12 protein-coding genes and 1 pseudogene are annotated in these 20,786 nt (G+C 60.4%); 8 read left to right on the plus strand and 5 right to left on the minus strand.

Translation table 11 applies throughout. From position 1 onward, the window contains the following. Positions 1–147 precede the first annotated feature (147 nt). Together ABIA48_RS27265 and ABIA48_RS27270 are read right to left on the minus strand one after the other, a co-directional pair. A complete protein-coding gene (locus ABIA48_RS27265) occupies positions 148–2,487 on the minus strand; it encodes a tetratricopeptide repeat protein (RefSeq protein WP_429492690.1) in 2,340 nt (779 codons plus the stop codon). Positions 2,488–2,778: 291 nt separating this feature from the next. Continuing rightward, positions 2,779–3,204: a YciI family protein gene (locus ABIA48_RS27270; protein ID WP_007991867.1), complete on the minus strand. Its 426-nt coding sequence runs from the start codon at positions 3,202–3,204 to the stop codon at positions 2,779–2,781. 179 nt (positions 3,205–3,383) lie between these two features. On the opposite strand from ABIA48_RS27270, the gene ABIA48_RS27275 reads away from it, so the two are divergent. The 8 genes from ABIA48_RS27275 (at position 3,384) to ABIA48_RS27310 (ending at position 17,176) form a co-directional block, all read left to right on the plus strand. Then, the gene (locus ABIA48_RS27275; protein WP_429492692.1) at positions 3,384–3,827 is read left to right on the plus strand and encodes a polyketide cyclase; all 444 of its coding nucleotides are present in this window, start codon (positions 3,384–3,386) and stop codon (positions 3,825–3,827) included. Between the two features lie 250 nt (positions 3,828–4,077). Continuing rightward, positions 4,078–4,578, plus strand: coding sequence for a thiol peroxidase (gene tpx / locus ABIA48_RS27280; RefSeq protein WP_429492694.1), 501 nt, complete (start codon positions 4,078–4,080; stop codon positions 4,576–4,578). A gap of 178 nt (positions 4,579–4,756) precedes the next feature. Next, complete coding sequence (locus ABIA48_RS27285; RefSeq protein WP_429492696.1) at positions 4,757–6,073, plus strand: MdtA/MuxA family multidrug efflux RND transporter periplasmic adaptor subunit; 1,317 nt, start codon at positions 4,757–4,759, stop codon at positions 6,071–6,073. Next, positions 6,070–9,165 carry an MdtB/MuxB family multidrug efflux RND transporter permease subunit gene (locus ABIA48_RS27290; RefSeq protein ID WP_429492698.1) on the plus strand — a complete coding sequence of 1,032 codons (3,096 nt, stop codon included), beginning with the start codon at positions 6,070–6,072 and terminating at the stop codon, positions 9,163–9,165. Before ABIA48_RS27285 ends, ABIA48_RS27290 begins: the two co-directional genes overlap by 4 nt. Before the next feature lie 148 nt (positions 9,166–9,313). Then, entirely contained in the window at positions 9,314–12,421 is a 3,108-nt protein-coding gene (locus ABIA48_RS27295; RefSeq protein WP_429492700.1) for an efflux RND transporter permease subunit, read from the plus strand. After that, on the plus strand, positions 12,418–13,899 hold the full coding sequence (locus ABIA48_RS27300; RefSeq protein ID WP_429492702.1) for an efflux transporter outer membrane subunit: 1,482 nt from the start codon (positions 12,418–12,420) through the stop codon (positions 13,897–13,899). The genes ABIA48_RS27295 and ABIA48_RS27300 overlap by 4 nt, the downstream gene beginning before the upstream one ends. Positions 13,900–14,169: 270 nt before the next feature. Further along, entirely contained in the window at positions 14,170–16,251 is a 2,082-nt protein-coding gene (locus tag ABIA48_RS27305; protein WP_429492704.1) for a putative bifunctional diguanylate cyclase/phosphodiesterase, read from the plus strand. Between the two features lie 178 nt (positions 16,252–16,429). Continuing rightward, on the plus strand, positions 16,430–17,176 hold the full coding sequence (locus ABIA48_RS27310; protein ID WP_429492706.1) for an SDR family oxidoreductase: 747 nt from the start codon (positions 16,430–16,432) through the stop codon (positions 17,174–17,176). A gap of 150 nt (positions 17,177–17,326) precedes the next feature. On the opposite strand, the gene mapR is transcribed toward ABIA48_RS27310, so the two are convergent. The 3 genes and pseudogenes from mapR to ABIA48_RS27325 all read right to left on the minus strand — a co-directional run. Continuing rightward, positions 17,327–18,736: a GntR family transcriptional regulator MpaR gene (gene mapR / locus ABIA48_RS27315; protein WP_429492708.1), complete on the minus strand. Its 1,410-nt coding sequence runs from the start codon at positions 18,734–18,736 to the stop codon at positions 17,327–17,329. A gap of 187 nt (positions 18,737–18,923) precedes the next feature. Further along, positions 18,924–20,336: a cytochrome c oxidase accessory protein CcoG gene (gene ccoG / locus ABIA48_RS27320; protein WP_429492710.1), complete on the minus strand. Its 1,413-nt coding sequence runs from the start codon at positions 20,334–20,336 to the stop codon at positions 18,924–18,926. A 200-nt stretch (positions 20,337–20,536) separates the two neighbouring features. Continuing rightward, a pseudogene (locus ABIA48_RS27325) lies at positions 20,537–20,644 on the minus strand (DUF3203 family protein); the annotation flags it as partial. Between the last annotated feature and the right edge of the window lie 142 nt (positions 20,645–20,786).

Below are 20,786 nucleotides of genomic sequence, written 5' to 3' on the forward strand. Positions count from 1 at the left end.
TTGTAGCAGCTGCCGAGCAGCGCGAGGCTGCGTAGCAGTCGTAAACCCTGCGAACGCGGTATTCCTGAACACCGCGTCGTTTGATTTCACGACGGCTTCGCCGCCGAACGCAGCCTCGCGCTGCTCGGCAGCTGCTACGGGCGGGAGTTATTTCAACGCCGGATCCCCCTTGTTGATTTTCTTCCAGCCTTGCAGCAGCACCTGCGCCTTCGGTTCCTGTCCGTTGTCGAGGTAGTACTGGATCAGCGACAGCCGCGCATTGCGGTTGGCCGGCTGAACTTTCAACAACCGTTCCAGCTCTTCGCACGCGGCATCCACTTTGCCACTGTCATGCAGGGCCACCGCCAGCACGTAGCCGTACTGCGGGCTCTGCGGCTCCAGTTGCGCGGCTTTGCGCAGGAACGGCATGGCCTGGTCGGCTTTGCCCGCGCGTACCAGCGACAGGCCCTGAGTATGTTGCAGCAGGGCGGCGTCCGGGTGTTCCTTGAGACTTTGCACCATTAGCGCCTGGGCTTCCTGAGTGCGGCCGTTGGCTTCCAGCCATTGCACCAGCGTTACCAGTGCCGGATAGAAGTCCGGATCGCGTTGGAGCGCAATTCGCAGCAGGCCTTCGACATCACCACCACGACCACTGGCCTGATACAGCATCGCCAGGTTGAGATTGGCTTCGGCGCGTTCGGCCAGGCTTTTCTGCACCGTTTCGTACTCGGTAATGGCGGCATTCCAGCTGTCCTGGGCACCGCCCAGACCGTTGCGCGCCACGCTGAGCAAGTCCCGGGCTGCGGCAATGCGCACGGCTTTCACCGGGTCACTGAGCAACGGCGTCAATAGCTGTGCCCGCTCCGCTGGCGGCAGGAAAGCACTGATCGCCCGGATGGCGCTTTCACGCACTTGCGGGGCCGGATTGCCCAGATCCCTGGTCGCCAGTTTCAACGCCTGTTCGCTGGGGTACATCGGCAATTCGGTCAGCAGGGTCGCCCGTTGAATCGCTGGCAGATTGCTGCGTTGCAACTGCTCGTACAAGGCTTGCGCCGCGCCGGGTTGGCCGTTGCGGATCAGCCACAGGCTTTCGTCGTAGCGTGGGGCTTGTGGGCTACTGGCGGTATTCCACAGCTTGAATTGTTCGTTGATTTTGTCGCTGTCCTTGCCCAGGTGGCAGGTCAGGCAGGCGTCCGGCGTGCCGAGTTTTTTCGCTCGCTCGGGATTGGGAATGCTGAAGCTGTGGTCATGCCGGAAGTCGTTGCCCATATAGAACTTGCCGGGCATGTGGCAATCCACGCACTGCGAACCCGGTTGGCCCATAGTGTGGCGGGTGTGTTCGATGGAATCGTAGTTTTTCGCTTGCAGGCCTTTGCTGTCGAAGCCTTCCACGGTGGTTTTGCCGGCGGTGTTGTGGCATTGCAGGCATACACCGTTACCTGGCGCTTTCAGCTGGGTGCTGTGAGGGTTGTGGCAGTTGCTGCAACGCACGCCCTTGTCGAACATTTTGCTCTGGGCAAAGGAGCCATGTTCGAACACTTCGTCCTTGATCTTGCCATCCAGCGCATACAGCTCGCGGGTCAGGACGCTCGGCAGATAGTCATCCATCAGACGCTTGCCAACCGTGTTACCGTCGCCCAGCGGTGCGCGGCGCGAGTGGCAGCGGGCGCAGGTTTCGATTTCCACGGTAGCGTTCCTGTCCTTGAGGTCGACGGCAAATCCGGCGTGGATCAGGTCGGTTTTCTTCGCGGTCCATTCCAGGTGACTGGACGCCGGGCCATGGCAGGCCTGACAGCCGACACCGAGGCTGTTCCAGTGGCTGTCGAAGGTGTTTTTTGCCGCATCGAAATGGCGCTTGTAGCCGGTGGTATGGCATTCGACGCACATGAAGTTGGCGTTCTGGCTGGGTTTGCTCCAGTGCAGCGGGTTCTTGAAGGTCACCCCCTGGCCCGGATAAAGGTGAAACCAGCGCTGCTTCTCGGTATCCCAGGCCACGCCGAGGGCCTGTAGCCTTCCATCGCCGACCTCGATCAAGTATTGCTGCAACGGGGCAATGCCAAAGGTGTAAGCGACTTTGAAATCGGCATTCTTGCCATCGATACCCGGCGTATTGACCCAGAATTCGTCGCCTTTGCGCGAGAAAACCGTGGCCTCCTTTTCGGCCTTGAAGGTCACGTTATTGAAGTCGCCGAGCAGGGTGTCGGCACTGGCTTGCTGCATCGCCAATTGGTGATGGGAGCCTTGCCAGTCCTTGACCTGTTCGTCGTGGCAGCCCTGGCATTGTTGTTCATCGACCATCTTCGCCGGCGCGATAGCGACCGGTTGCACGGCGGGTGTGCTGACGGGAGCCGGCTTGAGTGGCGGCGGGGTGCTGCTTAGCAAAAACCAGCCGATGCCCGCCACGGCCAGGAGCAAGATGCCGATGGTGACAGGGAACAGATAACGCTTGATCAGGGCCGGTTGCGAATCATGGTTTGGGGATGCAGCTTTATTTTTATGTTTCGGCATCACGACTTCCATGGTCAAGGTGCGATTGCCGTCAGGCGTGCGTTGAAGCTTGATACAGCTTTGCCGGATGTCAAATGGCATTGTTTTGAGGCTGATGGCCCCTTCGCGAGCAAGCCCGCTCCCACAGGGGATCTGTGAGCGCCACAAGTCCCCTGTGGGAGCGGGCTTGCCCGCGAAGGCGGCCGCCAAGACACCGCATCCCCGCACATCCCCTCGCGAATATCCCTGACCCAGGCCTCACGGTCACTGTCGTACGCATGCTGAGGCAGTGGCCGACTCAGTCAGCGCCCATCAGTTTTTCTTCGCCTGCTCCCAAACCCGCTCTTCCTGCTCGCGCAGTTCCGGCGTGAACTCGGCTCCAAAGTCCTCAGCCTCAAACACCTGGCGAATCTCGATCTCGGCCTCGGTGCCCGGCATCGGGTTGGGGCAGCGCTTGACCCATTCGATGGCTTCTTCCCTGGACTTCACTTTCCACAACCAGAAACCGGCAATCAGTTCCTTGGTTTCGATGAAGGGACCGTCGATCACCGAGCGTTTGTCTCCTGAAAACTTTACACGAGCGCCTTTGCTGCTCGGGTGCAGGCCTTCGCCCGCGAGCATGATGCCGGCCTTGACCAGCTCTTCGTTGTAGTTGCCCATGGCTGTCAGCAGCTCTTGGCTGGGCATGACGCCAGCTTCGGATTCCTGGCTGGCTTTGATGATGATCATAAATCGCATGGTGATGTCTCCGTTGTATTTGAATGACTCGCTCAATGGTCGAATGGCTGCGGTGCAAATCGACAGCACGCTGAATAAAATTGTCGTAGGTGACACCATGGCAGATTTATTTTCGACTTCCATTTCACAACACAGTATTTCTGGCCTGTTCGTTTATTGACCAAAGGAATGTGTCCCCTATGCCAATCTTGCAGATCACCACGCTCATTCCCGGTCGCATACCCGAAGACGTCCTCGAATTTTGCCTGGAGGGCATCAACTTCCCGAAGATTTTCCCTGAACGCATCACCCCACTGGGTCATGTCGACCTGAGTCTTTTGCGGATTGAAGCCGGGCGGCAATTTCGCTTTCGCCACTGGATGTTCAATGTGATTCCAATGAACTGGACGGTGGTGATCCGTGAAGTCGGCGAAACGCATTTCATCGACGAAATGCTCAAGGGGCCGATGCGTGCCTTTCGTCACGAACATCGGGTAGCAGCAGGCGAGGGCGGTACGCTATATACCGACCGGGTCACCTACTCGGCGTTGGGGGGTGCTGCCATGGAGTGGTTGCTGGTCAATGGCTACATGCGGCGGATTTTCGAGGCACGACATCGCAATATGCTGGAGTTACTCAAATAACACCGCTGTCCCTGTGGGAGCGGGCTTGCCCGCGAAAGCGATCTGTCAGTCACTGCGATGCTGAATGTGCTGCCGTATTCGCGGGCAAGCCCGCTCCCACAGGGTTTAGTAGTGAGTGAGAAAACGCGTGTATCCAGTTTTGTGCGCTGATACATGACAATTTATGTTTGGCCATAGGTCGTCGGACAATTTCGTGGTTAACTTCGGCCTGGTCAAAATTCTCCAAACCAACGTCAGAAGGACTCCGTTCATGGCTCAAGTCACTCTCAAAGGCAACCCGGTTCAAGTCAACGGCCAACTGCCACAAGCCGGTTCCAAGGCGCCAGCCTTTTCCCTGGTTGCCGGCAATCTGTCCGACGTCACCCTGAAAGACTTTGCCGGCAAGCGCAAAGTACTGAACATTTTCCCAAGCGTTGACACCCCGACCTGCGCCACCTCCGTGCGCAAATTCAACGCCCAGGCCGGCAGCGTCGACAACACTGTCGTGCTGTGCATCTCCGCTGACCTGCCATTCGCCCAGGCCCGTTTCTGCGGCGCCGAAGGCCTGGAAAACGTACAGAACCTGTCGACCCTGCGCGGCGCCGAGTTCATCCAGAACTACGGCGTGGCCATCGCTGACGGCCCGCTCAAGGGCCTGACCGCTCGTGCCGTCGTGGTTCTGGACGAGAACGACAACGTGCTGCACAGCGAACTGGTTGGCGAAATCGCTGACGAGCCGAACTACGAAGCGGCACTTGCCGTACTGAAATAAGTACAGCATTACAATTGTTAACGGCCTGGCTCTGTCCAGGCCGTTTTCATTTGTGCTTCAGTGTCTTGCAGAAAACTCCTGTTACGTAAGCCAAAGGTAAATTGCCGGTAAAGGCGCTTTGCTTAAAACCTGCCAGTGCTTATCGTTCAGCCTCATGTAAAAAAAGCCCACGCGCCCAATGGTTGATCATTCAATGCAATCCTCCGCTTCCCGTAGTCCCCGTCGCTGGCTGTTCGGCCTGCTTGTCCTGTTGGTCATCGCTGCCCTGTGCTGGAAATTCTGGCCCGGCAGCGCTGCACCCAGAGAGGCTGCGGGGCAGAAAGCCGTTGCCGGACATACCGGCAAGTCGGGTGGAATGCGACCTGGATTCGGCGCAGCGTCCGGGCCTGTTCCGGTGCGTGTGGCGCCGGCAGTCAAGGGTGACTTCCCGCTGTATTTCAAGGCGCTGGGCACGGTCACGGCACTGAACACCATCAATGTCCGCAGCCGCGTCGGCGGTGAGCTGGTCAAGATCTATTTCGAAGAAGGGCAGATGGTCAAGGCCGGTGACCTGCTGGCCGAAATCGACCCGCGTCCCTACCAGAATGCCTTGCTCCAGGCCGAAGGCACCTTGCTGCAGAATCAGGCGCAGCTGAAAAACGCCCAGGTCGATGTCGAGCGTTATCGCGGCCTCTACAAGGAAGACAGTATCGCCAAGCAGACCCTGGACACCGCCGAAGCGCTGGTCGGTCAATTCCAGGGCACGGTCAAGACCAATCAGGCCGCCGTCAACGATGCCAGGCTCAATCTCGAATTCACCAGGATCCGTGCACCAATCACCGGTCGCGTCGGCCTGCGTCAACTGGACGTCGGCAACCTGGTAGCCGCCAACGACACCACCGCATTGGCGATCATTACCCAGACCCAACCGATCAGCGTGGCCTTCACCCTGCCGGAAAACAGCCTCGGTACGGTACTTGCCCGTTATCGCAGCGGCGCCAGGTTGCCGGCTGAAGCCTGGGATCGTGGTGATACCAAATTACAGGCCACCGGCGTATTGCAGAGTCTGGACAACCAGATCGACGTCACCACCGGCACGCTCAAGTTCAAGGCCCGTTATGAGAACAGCGATCAGTCGCTGTTCCCCAACCAGTTCGTCAACGTGCGCCTGCTGGCCGACACCCTCAAGGACGTCGTACTGGCGCCTTCCGCTGCGATCCAGTTCGGCACTAACGGTACGTTTGTCTATGCCCTGGACGGTGACAAGAAGGTCAAGATCCGTCAGTTGAAAGTCGGCGCCAGCGATGGCCTGAACACCGTGGTCACCGAAGGCCTGGCGGTGGGCGAGCGGGTCGTACTGGAAGGCACCGATCGCCTGAAGGACGGCAGTGACGTGGAAGTGGTCAATGACAGCCAGGACGTGCCGGTCACACCGACCGAACACTTGCAGGGCAAGTCGGCGACCAACGCGGCTGAGTCTGCGGCCACTGACAAGGCGAAAAAGGGCGGCGCATGAATCTCTCGCGGCTGTTCATCCTTCGCCCGGTAGCCACCACGCTGAGCATGCTGGCCATTATCCTGGCCGGCGTGATTGCCTATCGGCTGCTGCCGGTGTCGGCGCTGCCCCAGGTCGATTACCCGACCATTCGCGTCATGACGCTGTACCCCGGCGCCAGCCCGGATGTCATGACCAGCGCGGTGACTGCGCCGCTGGAGCGGCAGTTCGGGCAAATGCCCGGCCTGACGCAAATGGCTTCCACCAGTTCCGGCGGCGCGTCGGTGCTGACCCTGCGTTTCAGCCTCGACATCAATATGGACGTGGCCGAGCAACAAGTGCAGGCGGCGATCAACGCCGCGACCAACTTGCTGCCCAAGGACCTGCCGGCACCGCCGGTGTACAACAAGGTCAACCCGGCCGACACGCCGGTGCTGACCTTGGCCATCACCTCCAAAACCATGCTGTTGCCCAAGCTCAATGACCTGGTCGATACGCGCATGGCGCAGAAAATCGCCCAGATCAGCGGCGTCGGCATGGTCAGCATTGCCGGCGGCCAGCGCCAGGCGGTGCGGATCAAGGTCAACCCCGAGGCACTTGCGGCCAACGGTTTGAACCTGTCGGACGTGCGCACCCTGATCGGCGCCTCCAACGTTAACCAGCCCAAGGGCAACTTCGACGGCCCGACCCGGGTGTCGATGCTCGATGCCAACGATCAACTGACCTCGCCCAAGGACTACGCCAACCTGATCCTGGCCTACGCCAATGGCGCGCCGTTGCGGCTCAAGGACGTGGCGGAAATCGTCGACGGCGCCGAGAACGAGCGACTCGCTGCGTGGGCCAACGAAAATCAGGCCGTACTGCTGAACATCCAGCGTCAGCCCGGTGCCAACGTGATCGAAGTAGTGGACCGGATCAAGGCCTTGCTGCCGAGCATCACCGACAACCTGCCGGCCGGTCTCGACGTGGTGGTGCTGACCGACCGCACCCAGACCATTCGCGCCTCGGTCAAGGACGTGCAGCACGAACTGTTGATCGCCATCGCCCTGGTGGTCATGGTCACCTTCCTGTTCCTGCGTCGCGCCAGCGCCACGATCATTCCGTCGGTGGCCGTGCCGCTGTCGCTGATCGGCACGTTCGGCGTGATGTACCTGGCCGGGTTCTCGGTCAACAACCTGACCCTGATGGCCCTGACCATCGCCACCGGCTTCGTGGTGGACGACGCGATCGTCATGCTGGAGAACATTGCGCGCTTTATCGAGGAGGGCGACAGCCCGCTGAACGCGGCGCTCAAGGGCGCCAAACAGATCGGTTTCACCCTGATCTCGCTGACATTGTCGTTGATCGCCGTGCTGATCCCGCTGCTGTTCATGGCGGATGTGGTCGGGCGATTGTTCCGCGAGTTCGCCATCACGCTGGCGGTGGCGATCCTGATTTCCCTGGTCGTTTCCCTGACCCTGACACCGATGATGTGCGCGCGGTTGCTCAAGCGTGAGCCCGAGGAAGCAGAGCAGGGCCGTTTCTACCGCGCCAGTGGCGCGTTCATCGACTGGATGATCGCCGCTTACGGACGCAAGTTGCAGTGGGTACTCAAGCACCAGCCGCTGACCTTGATGGTGGCCATAGGCACCCTGGTACTCACGGTTTTCCTGTACATGGCGGTGCCCAAGGGCTTCTTCCCGGTGCAGGACACCGGGGTTATCCAGGGTATTTCCGAGGCACCGCAATCGATTTCCTTCGCCGCCATGAGTGAGCGTCAACAGGAACTGGCCAAGGTCATTCTGGCCGACCCGGCCGTCGAGAGCCTGTCCTCCTATATCGGCGTGGATGGCGACAACTCGACACTCAACAGCGGTCGGTTGCTGATCAACCTCAAGTCGCACCACGACCGTGACCTGAGCGCAACGCAAGTGATTGCCCGCCTGCAACCGGAGTTGGACAAACTGGTCGGCATCCGCCTGTTCATGCAGCCGGTGCAGGACCTGACCATCGAAGACCGGGTCAGCCGTACGCAGTACCAGTTCAGCATGTCTTCGCCGGACTCGGAACTGCTGAGCCTGTGGAGCGGGCGCCTGGTCGAAGCCCTGGCCGACCGCCCGGAATTGGCCGACGTTGCCAGCGATTTGCAGGACAAGGGCTTGCAGGTTTATCTGGTGATCGACCGTGATGCGGCGTCGCGGGTCGGTGTGTCGGTGTCGAACATCACCGATGCGTTGTACGACGCCTTTGGTCAGCGGCAGATTTCCACGATTTATACTCAGGCGAGCCAGTACCGCGTGGTGCTGCAATCGCAGTCCGGCGAGAAGATCGGCCCGGATGCGTTGAACCAGATTCACGTCAAGACCACCGATGGCGGGCAGGTGCGCCTGTCCAGCCTGGCGCATATCGAGGAACGCCAGGCACAGCTGGCGATCACTCACATCGGCCAGTTCCCGGCGGTGATGATGTCCTTTAACCTCGCGCCCGGCGTGGCGTTGGGGCATGCGGTGCAGATCATCGAGCAGGTGCAGAAGGACATCGGCATGCCGATTGGCGTGCAGACCCAGTTCCAGGGCGCGGCCGAAGCCTTCCAGGCCTCGCTGTCGAGCACATTGCTGCTGATTCTGGCGGCGGTGGTGACCATGTATATCGTGCTGGGCGTGCTCTACGAGAGCTATATCCACCCGATCACCATTCTTTCGACCTTGCCTTCGGCGGCGGTGGGTGCCTTGCTGGCGTTGATCCTGAGCGGCAACGACCTGGGCATGATTGCGATCATCGGTATCATTCTGCTGATCGGCATCGTGAAGAAGAACGCGATCATGATGATCGACTTTGCCCTGGACGCCGAGCGCAATCAGGGCTTGGACCCGCAAACGGCAATCTATCAGGCGGCTTTGCTGCGTTTCCGGCCGATCCTGATGACCACCCTGGCCGCGTTGTTCGGTGCCGTGCCGTTGATGCTGGCCACCGGTTCCGGCGCAGAACTGCGCCAGCCGCTGGGTCTGGTAATGGTCGGCGGCCTGTTGCTGAGCCAGATTCTGACGCTGTTCACTACGCCAGTGATTTACCTGTATTTCGATCGTCTCGGTCGGCGCTTTGGCAAGACCGGCGCTCAGGAGACGGCGCTATGACGGCCTGCATAACCTGTGGGAGCGAGCCTGCTCGCGATGAGGCCCGTTTGTTCAACATCATTGCTGGCCGATACACCGCTATCGCGAGCAAGCTCGCTCCCACAGGGGGGCAGCAGGGCTCGTGGGTTGGTGCCGGGAGCAGTCATCGATGAATCTCTCGGGACCTTTCATCAAGCGCCCGGTCGCAACCATGTTGCTGAGCCTGGCCATCATGCTGCTGGGCGGCGTGAGCTTCGGTTTGCTGCCCGTATCGCCGCTGCCGCAAATGGATTTTCCGGTGATCGTGGTGCAGGCCAGCCTGCCTGGGGCCAGCCCCGAGGTCATGGCGTCGACTGTGGCCACGCCGCTGGAGCGCTCCTTCGGCGCCATCGCCGGGGTCAACACCATGAGCAGCCGTTCCAGCCAGGGGTCGACCCGGGTGATCCTGCAATTCGACCTGGACCGCGACATCAACGGTGCGGCGCGGGAAGTACAAGCGGCCATCAATGCCTCGCGCAACCTGTTGCCCAGCGGGATGCGCAGCATGCCGACCTACAAGAAGGTCAATCCGTCCCAGGCGCCGATCATGGTGCTGTCGCTGACATCCGATGTGCTGGAAAAAGGCCAGCTCTATGACCTGGCCTCGACGATTCTGTCCCAGAGCCTGTCCCAGGTGCAGGGCGTCGGTGAGGTGCAGATCGGCGGCAGCTCCCTGCCAGCGGTGCGTATCGAGCTCGAACCGCAGTCGCTGAACCAGTACGGCGTGGCCCTGGACGATGTGCGCAATACCATCGCCAATGCCAACGTGCGCCGGCCCAAGGGCTCGGTGGAAGACGATCAACGGTTGTGGCAGGTCCAGGCCAACGATCAGTTGGAAAAAGCCAAGGACTACGAGTCGCTGATCATCCGCTACAACGGCGGCGCGGCCCTGCGCCTGAAGGACGTGGCCAAGGTCAGCGATGGCGTCGAGGACCGCTACAACAGTGGTTTCTTCAACGATGACGCAGCGGTATTGCTGGTGATCAACCGGCAGGCCGGCGCCAACATCATCGAGACGGTCAACGAGATCAAGGCCCAGTTGCCGGCGTTGCAGGCGGTGCTGCCGGCCAGCGTCAAGCTGAACCTGGCCATGGACCGCTCGCCGGTGATCAAGGCCACGCTGCACGAAGCGGAAATGACCCTGCTGATCGCCGTGGCGCTGGTGATTCTGGTGGTGTTCCTGTTCCTCGGTAACTTCCGCGCCTCGCTGATCCCGACCCTGGCGGTGCCGGTGTCGCTGGTCGGCACCTTTGCCGTGATGTACCTCTACGGCTTTTCGCTGAACAACCTGTCGTTGATGGCATTGATCCTGGCCACCGGGCTGGTGGTGGACGATGCCATCGTGGTGCTGGAGAACATTTCCCGGCACATCGACGAAGGCGTGCGGCCGATGAAGGCTGCGTACCTCGGCGCCCAGGAAGTCGGCTTTACCTTGCTGTCGATGAACGTGTCGCTGGTGGCGGTGTTCCTGTCGATTCTGTTCATGGGCGGAATCATTGAAAGCCTGTTTCGCGAGTTTTCCATCACCCTGGCGGCCGCCATCGTGGTGTCGCTGCTGGTGTCGTTGACCCTGACGCCGATGCTCTGCGCCCGCTGGCTCAAGCCGCATACGCCGGGGCAGGAGAACCGCCTGCAACGCTGGAGCCAGCGGGCCAATCACTGGATGGTCGGCAAGTACGCAACCAGCCTCGACTGGGTGTTGCGTCACAAACGCCTGACGCTGCTCAGTCTGTTCGTGACAATCGGCGTTAACATTGCGCTGTATATTGTTGTTCCTAAAACATTTTTACCTCAGCAGGATACCGGTCAGCTGATCGGTTTCGTGCGCGGCGACGACGGCCTGTCGTTCAGCGTGATGCAGCCGAAGATGGAGATTTTTCGCCGTGCGGTGCTCAAGGATGAAGCGGTAGAAAGCGTCGCCGGATTCATCGGCGGCAGCAACGGCACCAACAACGCCTTCATGCTGGTGCGCCTGAAGCCGATCAAGGAACGCAACATTTCCGCGCAGAAAGTCATCGAACGCCTGCGCAAGGAAATGCCCAAGGTTCCCGGTGCACAGCTGATGCTCATGGCGGACCAGGACCTGCAATTCGGTGGCGGCCGCGAGCAAACCACCTCGCAATACTCGTACATCCTGCAAAGCGGGGATCTCGGGGCATTGCGCGAGTGGTATCCGAAAGTTGTCACCGCGCTCAGGGCCTTGCCGGAGCTGACGGCGATTGATGCCCGGGAAGGCCGGGGTGCCCGGCAAGTGACCCTGATCGTGGACCGCGACCAGGCCAAGCGCCTGGGTGTCGACATGGACATGGTCACGGCGGTGCTGAACAACGCCTACAGCCAGCGGCAGATTTCGACCATCTACGACAGCCTCAACCAGTATCAGGTGGTGATGGAGGTCAACCCGAAGTACGCCCAGGACCCGATCACCCTCAAGCAGGTCCAGGTGATCACCGCTGAAGGCGCGCGGATCCCGCTGTCGACCTTCGCACATTACGAAAACAGCCTGGAAAACGACCGGGTCAGCCACGAGGGCCAGTTCGCGTCGGAAAGCATTTCCTTCGACATGGCCGAAGGCGTGACGGTGGAGCAGGGCACGGCCGCCATCGAGCGGGCGATTGCCAAGGTGGGCTTGCCGGAAGACGTGATCGTCAAGATGGCCGGCACCGCCGATGCCTTTGCCGCCACGCAAAAAAGCCAGCCGTTCATGATTCTCGGCGCGCTGGTGGCGGTGTATCTGGTGCTGGGGGTGCTGTACGAAAGCTACATCCATCCGCTGACCATCCTGTCCACCCTGCCGTCGGCCGGGGTCGGCGCATTGCTGTCGATCTATGTGCTCGGTGGCGAGTTCAGCCTGATTTCATTGCTGGGGCTGTTTCTGCTGATCGGCGTGGTGAAGAAAAACGCCATTCTGATGATCGACCTGGCGTTGCAGCTGGAGCGACAACAGGGCATGGCGCCGCTGGAATCGATTCGCAGCGCCTGTTTGCAACGTTTGCGGCCGATCCTGATGACCACCCTGGCGGCGATCCTCGGTGCCTTGCCGTTGTTGCTGAGCCGCGCCGAAGGGGCGGAAATGCGCCAGCCGCTGGGCCTGACCATCATCGGCGGGCTGATCTTCAGCCAGGTGCTGACGCTTTACACCACCCCGGTGGTTTACCTCTATCTCGACAAACTGCGCCATCGTTTCAATAAATGGCGTGGGGTGCGTACTGATGCTGCTCTGGAAACTCCGCTATGACTGAACGTTCGCTTTTCAACCTGGCTGCACCGCTGATCACGGCTCGAGGCTCGCGTTTGTTGAGCCTGTCACTGTGCGTGGCGATGCTCAGTGCCTGCGCCGTCGGCCCGGATTACCAGCGCCCGCAAACCGCCGAACCGGCGCAGTACAAGGCTGCAGAGGGCTGGCGTCAGGCCAACCCGAGCGATGCCCTGGCTTGCGGCGCTTGGTGGGAGTTGTACGGCGACCGGCAACTCAATGACCTGATCGACAAACTCAACCGCTCCAACCAGACCGTGGCCCAGTCCGAGGCCCAGTTCCGTCAGGCCCAGGCATTGGTGCGTAGCGCACGCGGGGCGTTTTTCCCGACGGTCGACCTGAACGTGAGCAAGAACCGTTCAAGCCAGGGCACCGGCAGCAGCAGCTCCAGCCTGAGCAGTTCGTCCAGCGGTATTCGCAATACGTACTCGGCCCAGGTGGGTGTCAGTTGGGAGGCGGATGTGTGGGGCAAGCTGCGCCGTGGCCTCGAAGCCGATACTGCCAATGCCCAGGCAAGCTTTGCCGATTTGGCCGCGATGCGCCTGAGCCAACAGTCGGAGCTGGTGCAGAATTACCTGCAATTGCGCGTGATCGATGGCCAGAAGCGCCTGCTCGAAGACACAGTCTCGGCTTATCAGCGGTCGCTGAAAATGACCGAAAACCAGTACCGCGCCGGCGTATCCGGCAAGGATGCCGTGGCCCAGGCCCAGACGCAGCTCAAAAGCACCGAAGCCGACATGGTCGACCTGATCTGGCAACGCGCACAGTTCGAGAACGCCATTGCTGTGCTGATCGGCTTGCCACCGGCGGAATTCAGTCTGACGGAAAGCAGTGACATTCCGCAGTTGCCGCAAGTACCTTCGGCACTGCCTTCGCAGCTGCTGGAGCGTCGCCCGGACATCGCTTCCGCCGAGCGTTCGGTGATGGCCGCCAACGCCAACATCGGCGTGGCCAAGGCCGCCTATTACCCCGACCTGACGTTGAACATGAACGGCGGTTATAGCAGCAGCACGTATTCCAACTGGATCAGCCTGCCGAACCGCTTCTGGTCGGTAGGACCGCAATTGGCCATGACCCTGTTCGACGGCGGCCAGCGCTCGGCGGAAGTCGACCGCAGTGAAGCGGCCTATGACGAAACCGTCGCCAAGTACCGCCAGACCGTGCTGGACGGATTCCGCGAGGTGGAAAACTTCCTGGTGCAGCTCAAGGTGCTGCAGGATGAAGCCGTCGTGCGCCAACAGGCTTTGGATGCCGCCCGTGAATCGTTGCGCCTGACCCAGAACCAGTACAAGGCTGGTTTGATTGCATACATCGATGTGGTCGTGACCCAGGCGGCGGCGCTGAGCAACGAGCGCAGTAACCTGGACCTGCTGCAAAGCCGCTTGATCGCCAGCGTGCAGTTGATTGCGGCATTGGGGGGTGGCTGGGATGGACAGCTTGAGGTGAGCGAAAACCGATAGCGCAATCCCTGTGGGAGCGAGCTTGCTCGCGATAGCGGTGGTTCAGGCAACATCCATGCTGAATGTATCGCGAGCGAGCTCGCTCCCACAGGTTTTGTGGCGCCAGCAGCCTGACGCGAGTTAATGTAAAACCTTAAAACAGACGTTTCATCGGACTGATGGCCCTTTGCTCATTTTGTGAGTGCGTTCTCATTTGGAATCAGTACAATCGCCGCATTTTCCCCCGGCGATAATCGATAACATTAACGGGGGCATTCGCGAGAAGTCCCCATGCTCATCGGAAGCTATTCCCCCACTCTGGTCATCATTTCGCTCTGTGTAGCGATTCTCGCCTCATACACCGCACTCGACCTGACCGGACGCATTGCCACCGCCAAGGGGCGCGCCGTGCATTTATGGACCGCGGGTGGGGCCATTGCCATGGGCATCGGCATCTGGTCGATGCACTTTATCGGCATGCTCGCGTTCAAGTTGCCCATCGATCTGGGCTACGACGGCGCAATCACCCTGTTGTCGCTGTTGATCGGCGTGCTCTCCAGCGGTTTCGCGCTGTGGCTGGTCAGCCAGCCGCAATTGCCGGCCTGGCAGCTGGCCTTTGGCGCGTTGGTCATGGGCGCCGGCATCAGCGCGATGCACTACACCGGTATGGCAGCCATGCGCATGCAACCGGGTATCGACTACGACCCGACGCTGTTCGGTACTTCGCTGATCATTGCTGTCGGTGCTTCGGGTGCGGCATTGTGGATCGCTTTCCGTTTGCGCCAACACACACCTTATGTCCGCCTGATCCGTGGCGGTGCCGCCGTGATCATGGGCATCGCCATCGTTGGCATGCACTACACCGGGATGGCTGCCGCACGCTTTGCCGACGGCAGCTTTTGTGGCGCAGCGGCCAACGGGTTGAGCGGCAATGGCCTGGACAACCTGGTGCTGATTACCACGTTGGCGGTGCTGAGCATCGCCTTGTTGACCTCGATCCTTGATGCACGCCTGGAGGCGCGCACCGCGAGCCTGGCCCTGTCTCTGACCGAGGCCAACCGTGAACTGACCCAACTGGCCCTGCACGACACCCTCACCGGGTTGCCGAACCGGATGTTACTCGCCGATCGAATCGATCAGGCTATGTCGCGGGTCCGCGAAGAGGGTGGTTGCTTTGCCCTGATGTTCATCGATCTGGACGGCTTCAAACCGGTCAACGATGCCTTTGGTCACCACATGGGTGATCTGTTGTTGCGCGAAGTGGCCTTGCGCCTGCGCGAAGAATTGCGCAGCCAGGACACCCTGGCGCGGATCGGCGGTGACGAGTTCGTGTTGCTGGTGCAGTTGAACGATCAGATCGACGCCTTGAACCTCGCGGCCCGTCAGGTCGGGTTGATCGCGGGTGCCTTTCGGGTTGCCGAACATGATTTGCATATTTCTGCCAGCGTCGGCATCGCGCTCTACCCGGGAAACGGGCAGTCTGCCCATGAATTGCTGATGAACGCCGACGCGGCGATGTATCACGCCAAGGGCGCGGGCAAAAACGGCTACAGCTTTTTCGACGCCTCGATGAACAGCAACGCCCGCAAACAGTTGCAATTGCTGCAGGACCTGCGCAATGCCGTGGAACATCAGGAATTCAGCCTGCATTACCAGCCAAAATTCGATGCCGCCAATGGTCGCCCGGTGGGCGCCGAGGCCTTGTTGCGCTGGGAGCACCCGACCCAAGGGATGCTGTTGCCGGACAAGTTCATCGAACTGGCGGAGAAAACCGGGTTGATCATTCCGATCGGCGAGTGGGTGCTTAACGAAGCCTGCCGCCAGATGCGCGAGTGGTACGTGCAGGGCTACACCGATTGGCGCATCGCGGTGAACCTTTCGGCCATCCAGTTCTGTCATTGCGGGTTGGTCCAGAGCGTCGCCAAGGCCTTGGCGGCTCATCACCTGCCGGCCAACAGCCTGACCCTGGAAATCACGGAAACCACCGCCATGAGCGATGCCGATGCGAGCATGACGGTGCTTCAGGAGCTGTCGGACATGGGCGTCGACCTGTCCATCGACGATTTTGGCACTGGCTATTCGAGTCTGATGTACCTCAAGCGCCTGCCGGCGAACGAGCTGAAAATCGACCGCGGTTTTGTCCGCGATCTGGAGCGTGACAGCGATGACGCCGCCATTGTTTCGGCCATCGTGGCCCTTGGCCAGGCGCTGGGGTTGCGCATCGTTGCCGAGGGTGTCGAGACGGGTGTGCAGCAGGACTTCCTGACACAACTCGGTTGCGATTCGTTGCAGGGTTACCTGCTGGGGCATCCGCTGCCGGCCGAAGGTTTCATGATGGAAATCCATCGCTCGGAGCGATTGGCGCTGGCTTGACAGTCCGTGTCATCGTTCATCGCGGGCAAGCCACGCTCCCACAGAATATGCAAAACCTGTGGGAGCGTGGCTTGCCCGCGATGGCGTCTGTGCAAACGCTGCCGAATTCATGCAAAAACCGTCATTGGCGGTTATTCTTGGCCCCGACCGCTTAAGCTTTGATTGGGGGAAAGCTCGCATGGACAAAGTCATCGTCATCACCGGCGGCAGCCGCGGCATTGGTGCCGCCACCGCTCTGTTGGCCGCCGCGCAAGGCTATCGGATCTGCATCAACTACCAGGCGGACGAACAGGCCGCGCTCAGCGTGCTGGAGCAAGTCCGTGCGCTCGGTGCGCAAGCCATTGCGGTACGGGCCGACGTCAGCATCGAAGACGAAGTCATCGCGCTGTTCAATCGGGTAGACAGTGAACTGGGGCGGGTCACCGCGCTGGTGAACAACGCCGGCACCGTCGGGCAAAAATCCCGGGTCGACGAAATGTCCGAATTCCGTATTCTCAAAATCATGAAAACCAACGTCCTGGCGCCGATCCTCTGCGCCAAGCACGCGATCCTGCGCATGTCGCCCAAGCACGGCGGGCAGGGCGGCAGTATCGTCAACGTGTCCTCGGTGGCTGCACGCTTGGGCGCGCCCAACGAGTACGTCGACTACGCCGCCTCCAAAGGCGCGCTGGACACCTTCACCATCGGCCTGTCCAAGGAAGTGGCGGGTGAGGGGATTCGCGTCAACGCCGTGCGTCCCGGCTACATCTACACCGATTTCCATGCCCTGAGTGGCGATCCGGATCGGGTCAGCAAGCTGGAATCTGCGATTCCGATGGCCCGGGGCGGGCGCCCGGATGAAGTGGCCGAGGCGATTGTCTGGTTGCTGTCGGACAAGGCTTCTTATGCGACGGGGACTTTCGTCGATCTCGGCGGTGGGCGTTGATCTGAGGTTTGCGTTGTCAGTGCTGGCCTCTTCGCGGGCAAGCCCGCTCCCACAGGGTTTCCTGGTGTACGCAAAGTCTGTTTACACCGGAAAATACCTTGTGGGAGCGGGCTTGCTCGCGAAGGCGATAGTGCAGGCAACATCTAACCCTTAAAACGACCGCACAATCCGCCCCAACGTCTCCATTGCCTTTTCCGCAGCCTCGTCCCACGGGCTCCCGTAATTCAACCGAATACAATTCCTGAACCGCTGCGCCGGTGAAAAAATCGGCCCTGGCGCAATGCTGATCCCCTGCGCCAACGCCATCTGAAACAACTTCAATGAATCCATCTGCTCCGGCAATTCCAGCCACAAAAAGTACCCGCCTGCCGGTTGGCTGACCCGCGTTTGTGCCGGGAAATACCGGGCGATGGCGGCGAGCATGGCGCTTTGCTGGTCTTCCAGCGCGTGGCGCAATTTGCGCAGATGCCGGTCGTAGCCCCCGTGTTGCAGGTAATCGGCGATGGCCGCCTGGGCCGGCATCGACGCGCACAGCGAGGTCATGAGTTTCAGCCGTTCGATTTTTTGCGCATAGCGACCGGCAGCCACCCAGCCGATGCGGTAGCCGGGAGCGAGGCTTTTGGCGAACGAACCGCAGTGCATCACCAGGCCTTCGGTATCGAATGCCTTGGCCGGTTTCGGGGCTTGTTGACCGTAATACAGTTCGGCGTAGACATCGTCTTCGATCAGCGGTACCTGATGGCGGCGCAATAATTCCACAAGCTGCTGTTTCTTTGCCTCGGGCATGGTTGCGCCCATGGGGTTCTGGAAGCTGGTCATGCACCAGCAGGCCTTGATCGGGTGGCGTTCCAGGGTTTGCGCCAGTACGCCAAGGTCGATGCCATCGCGCGGATGCACGGGGATTTCCACGGCTTTGAGCTTCAGGCGTTCGAGCACTTGCAGGCAGGCGTAGAACGCCGGGGCTTCGATGGCCACCAGATCGCCTGGTTCAGTGACTGCTTGCAGGCACAGGTTCAGCGCTTCCAGGGCGCCGTTGGTGATCAGCAGTTCTTCCATCGGCAGCATCAGCCCGCCGACCATGTAGCGCAGGGCGATTTGTCGGCGCAGTTGCGGGTTGCCGGGTGACATGTCGGTGACGACCATGCGCGGGTCCATCTCGCGGGTGGCGCTGGCCAGGGAGCGGGACAAACGTTGCAGGGGAAACAGCGTCGGGCTGGGGAACGCCGAGCCGAAGGGCACGGTGTTCGGGTCTTTGATCGAGTCGAGCACCGAGAACACCAGTTCGCTGACATCGACTTCGGTGGACTCGTTGACCTGATGGCTGATTTCCGGCTCGGAAAACGGCCGTGGTGCATGGGCGTTGACGAAGTAGCCGGAGCGCGGACGGGCACGGATCAGTCCACGACGTTCCAGCAGGTAGTAGGCCTGGAACACTGTCGACGGGCTGACCCCGTAGGTCTGGCTGGCGTAGCGCACCGACGGCACACGCTGGCCCGGGCCGAGGACGCCGGAGCGGATCAGTTCTGCGATGTCGTCGGCGAATTTTTCGTAGCGTTTCATCTAAGCCCCGGATTGTTGGTATTCAATGTGGCGAGGGGGCTTGCCCCCGTCGGGCTGCGTAGCAGCCCCTATTAGAGTTCATGCAAATGAATCTGGCTCACTGGTTTGGCGACTGCTGCGCAGTCGAACGGGGGCAAGCCCCCTCGCCACAGGGGAGCGCATTTCACACGGACCGCAGTCTAAGGGATCAGCGATTCATCGGCGCAACAAACCGGCTCTTCGCCACGCTATAGATGTCAGGCTCATCGCTGTCGACCACCTTGAAGCTGATGCTCTGCGAACTGCTGGCCGGACGCTCCGTGAGCATCGCCACCGACACTGGCACATCGATAATCTCGCCCGGCGCCAGGCTCAACACGGCCTTGCCCTGCAACTCGAAATCATCGGCATCGACCAGGCTCAATTGATAGTCCTGACGCTGCTGGGTCTTGTTGATCACCTTCAGACTGTAGATGTTTTCGATCTGCCCCTGGCTGTTCTCGCGGAACAGGCCCCGGTCCTTGCTGACGTCGAGCGACACCATTGGCCGTTCCACCAGGGCCACTACCAGCGCGGCGATCATCACCAGCAATACGGCGGTGTAGCCGATCAGGCGTGGGCGCAGCAGGTGAGTCTTGCCTCCTTGCAACTGGTGTTCAGAGGTGTAGCTGATCAGTCCCCGGGCGTAGCCCATTTTGTCCATGATCGAATCGCAGGCGTCGATGCACGCGGCGCAACCGATGCATTCCATCTGCAAGCCATCGCGGATGTCGATGCCGGTCGGGCAGACCTGTACGCAGAGCTGGCAATCGATGCAATCGCCCAGGCCGACTTCGGCGGGTTTGACTTCGCGTTTGCGCGGGCCACGGTTTTCGCCTCGGGCCACGTCGTAGGAAATGGTCAGGGTGTCTTTATCGAACATCACGCTCTGGAACCGCGCATAGGGGCACATGTGCATGCACACCGCTTCACGCAGCCAACCGGCGTTGATGTACGTGGCACCGGTAAAGAACAGCACCCAGAACAGGCTGACGCCGCTCATTTGAAAGGTCAGCAGCTCTTCGGCCAACGGTCGGATCGGTGTGAAGTAGCCGACGAAGGTCAGGCCGGTCAGCAGGCTGATGGCCAGCCACAAGGTGTGCTTGGCCGCGCGCCGCATCAGTTTGTTCAGGCCCCATGGCGCGGCTTGCAATTTGATCCGCTGGTTGCGTTCCCCTTCGGTGATCTTTTCGCACCACATGAAGATCCAGGTCCACGAACTTTGCGGGCAGGTGTAGCCGCACCAGACCCGGCCTGCGAACACGGTGATCGCAAACAGGCCGAACGCGGCAATGATCAACAGTGCCGAGAGCAGGATGAAATCCTGCGGCCAGAAGGTCGCGCCGAAGATATGGAACTTGCTCTCGGAAAGATCCCAGAGCACTGCCTGGCGGCCGCCCCAGTTCAGCCACACGGTGCCGAAAAACAACAAAAACAGAAAACCCGCACCGCTGATCCGCAGGTTGCGGAACAACCCGGTGAAGCTGCGGGTGTGGATCAGGTTGTCGCTGGACTTGGCCTTCGTCTTTAAACGCGAAGGTTCGAATGTTTCAACGGTTCGGACGGGGATTCTCTCGCTCATGGTCTTTCGCTCATCAGCCTCCATCAGGCATGAGCACTATGAGCGGCAATCTGTTTGCATAACAGACTCAGGTATTGCATTAAAAAGCGGATCAGATGGCGCTGTTCCCACGGCGTGCGACAAGTTGAAGCAGCCGTCGTCGTTACGCACAAACACCTATCCGGAACAGCTATGGCGGAGGTTGATCACTGTCAGTCAAATCACCGAATCACTGTCGGCACCTTCAAGCGCCGGCGTCCATCCACTGCGCCTGCGACGGTCCATACGTCGGCTTCTGCTTCGGTGAGGGTGATATGGATACGCCGGCCTTATGTCCACGGCCGGGAATCTATTGTTCATTGTTCAAGCTTACGGTGGCACATGGCGTGAGTCGTGCTTAAGTAGGTGGACTAATTGGTTGACCGCTGCGCGAAGGACTTGATTCCGGAAAATGCTGATGAAACTTTCCCG

Origin of the sequence: Pseudomonas sp. S30_BP2TU TE3576, from assembly GCF_050436025.1 — a bacterium.
GTDB lineage: Bacteria > Pseudomonadota > Gammaproteobacteria > Pseudomonadales > Pseudomonadaceae > Aquipseudomonas.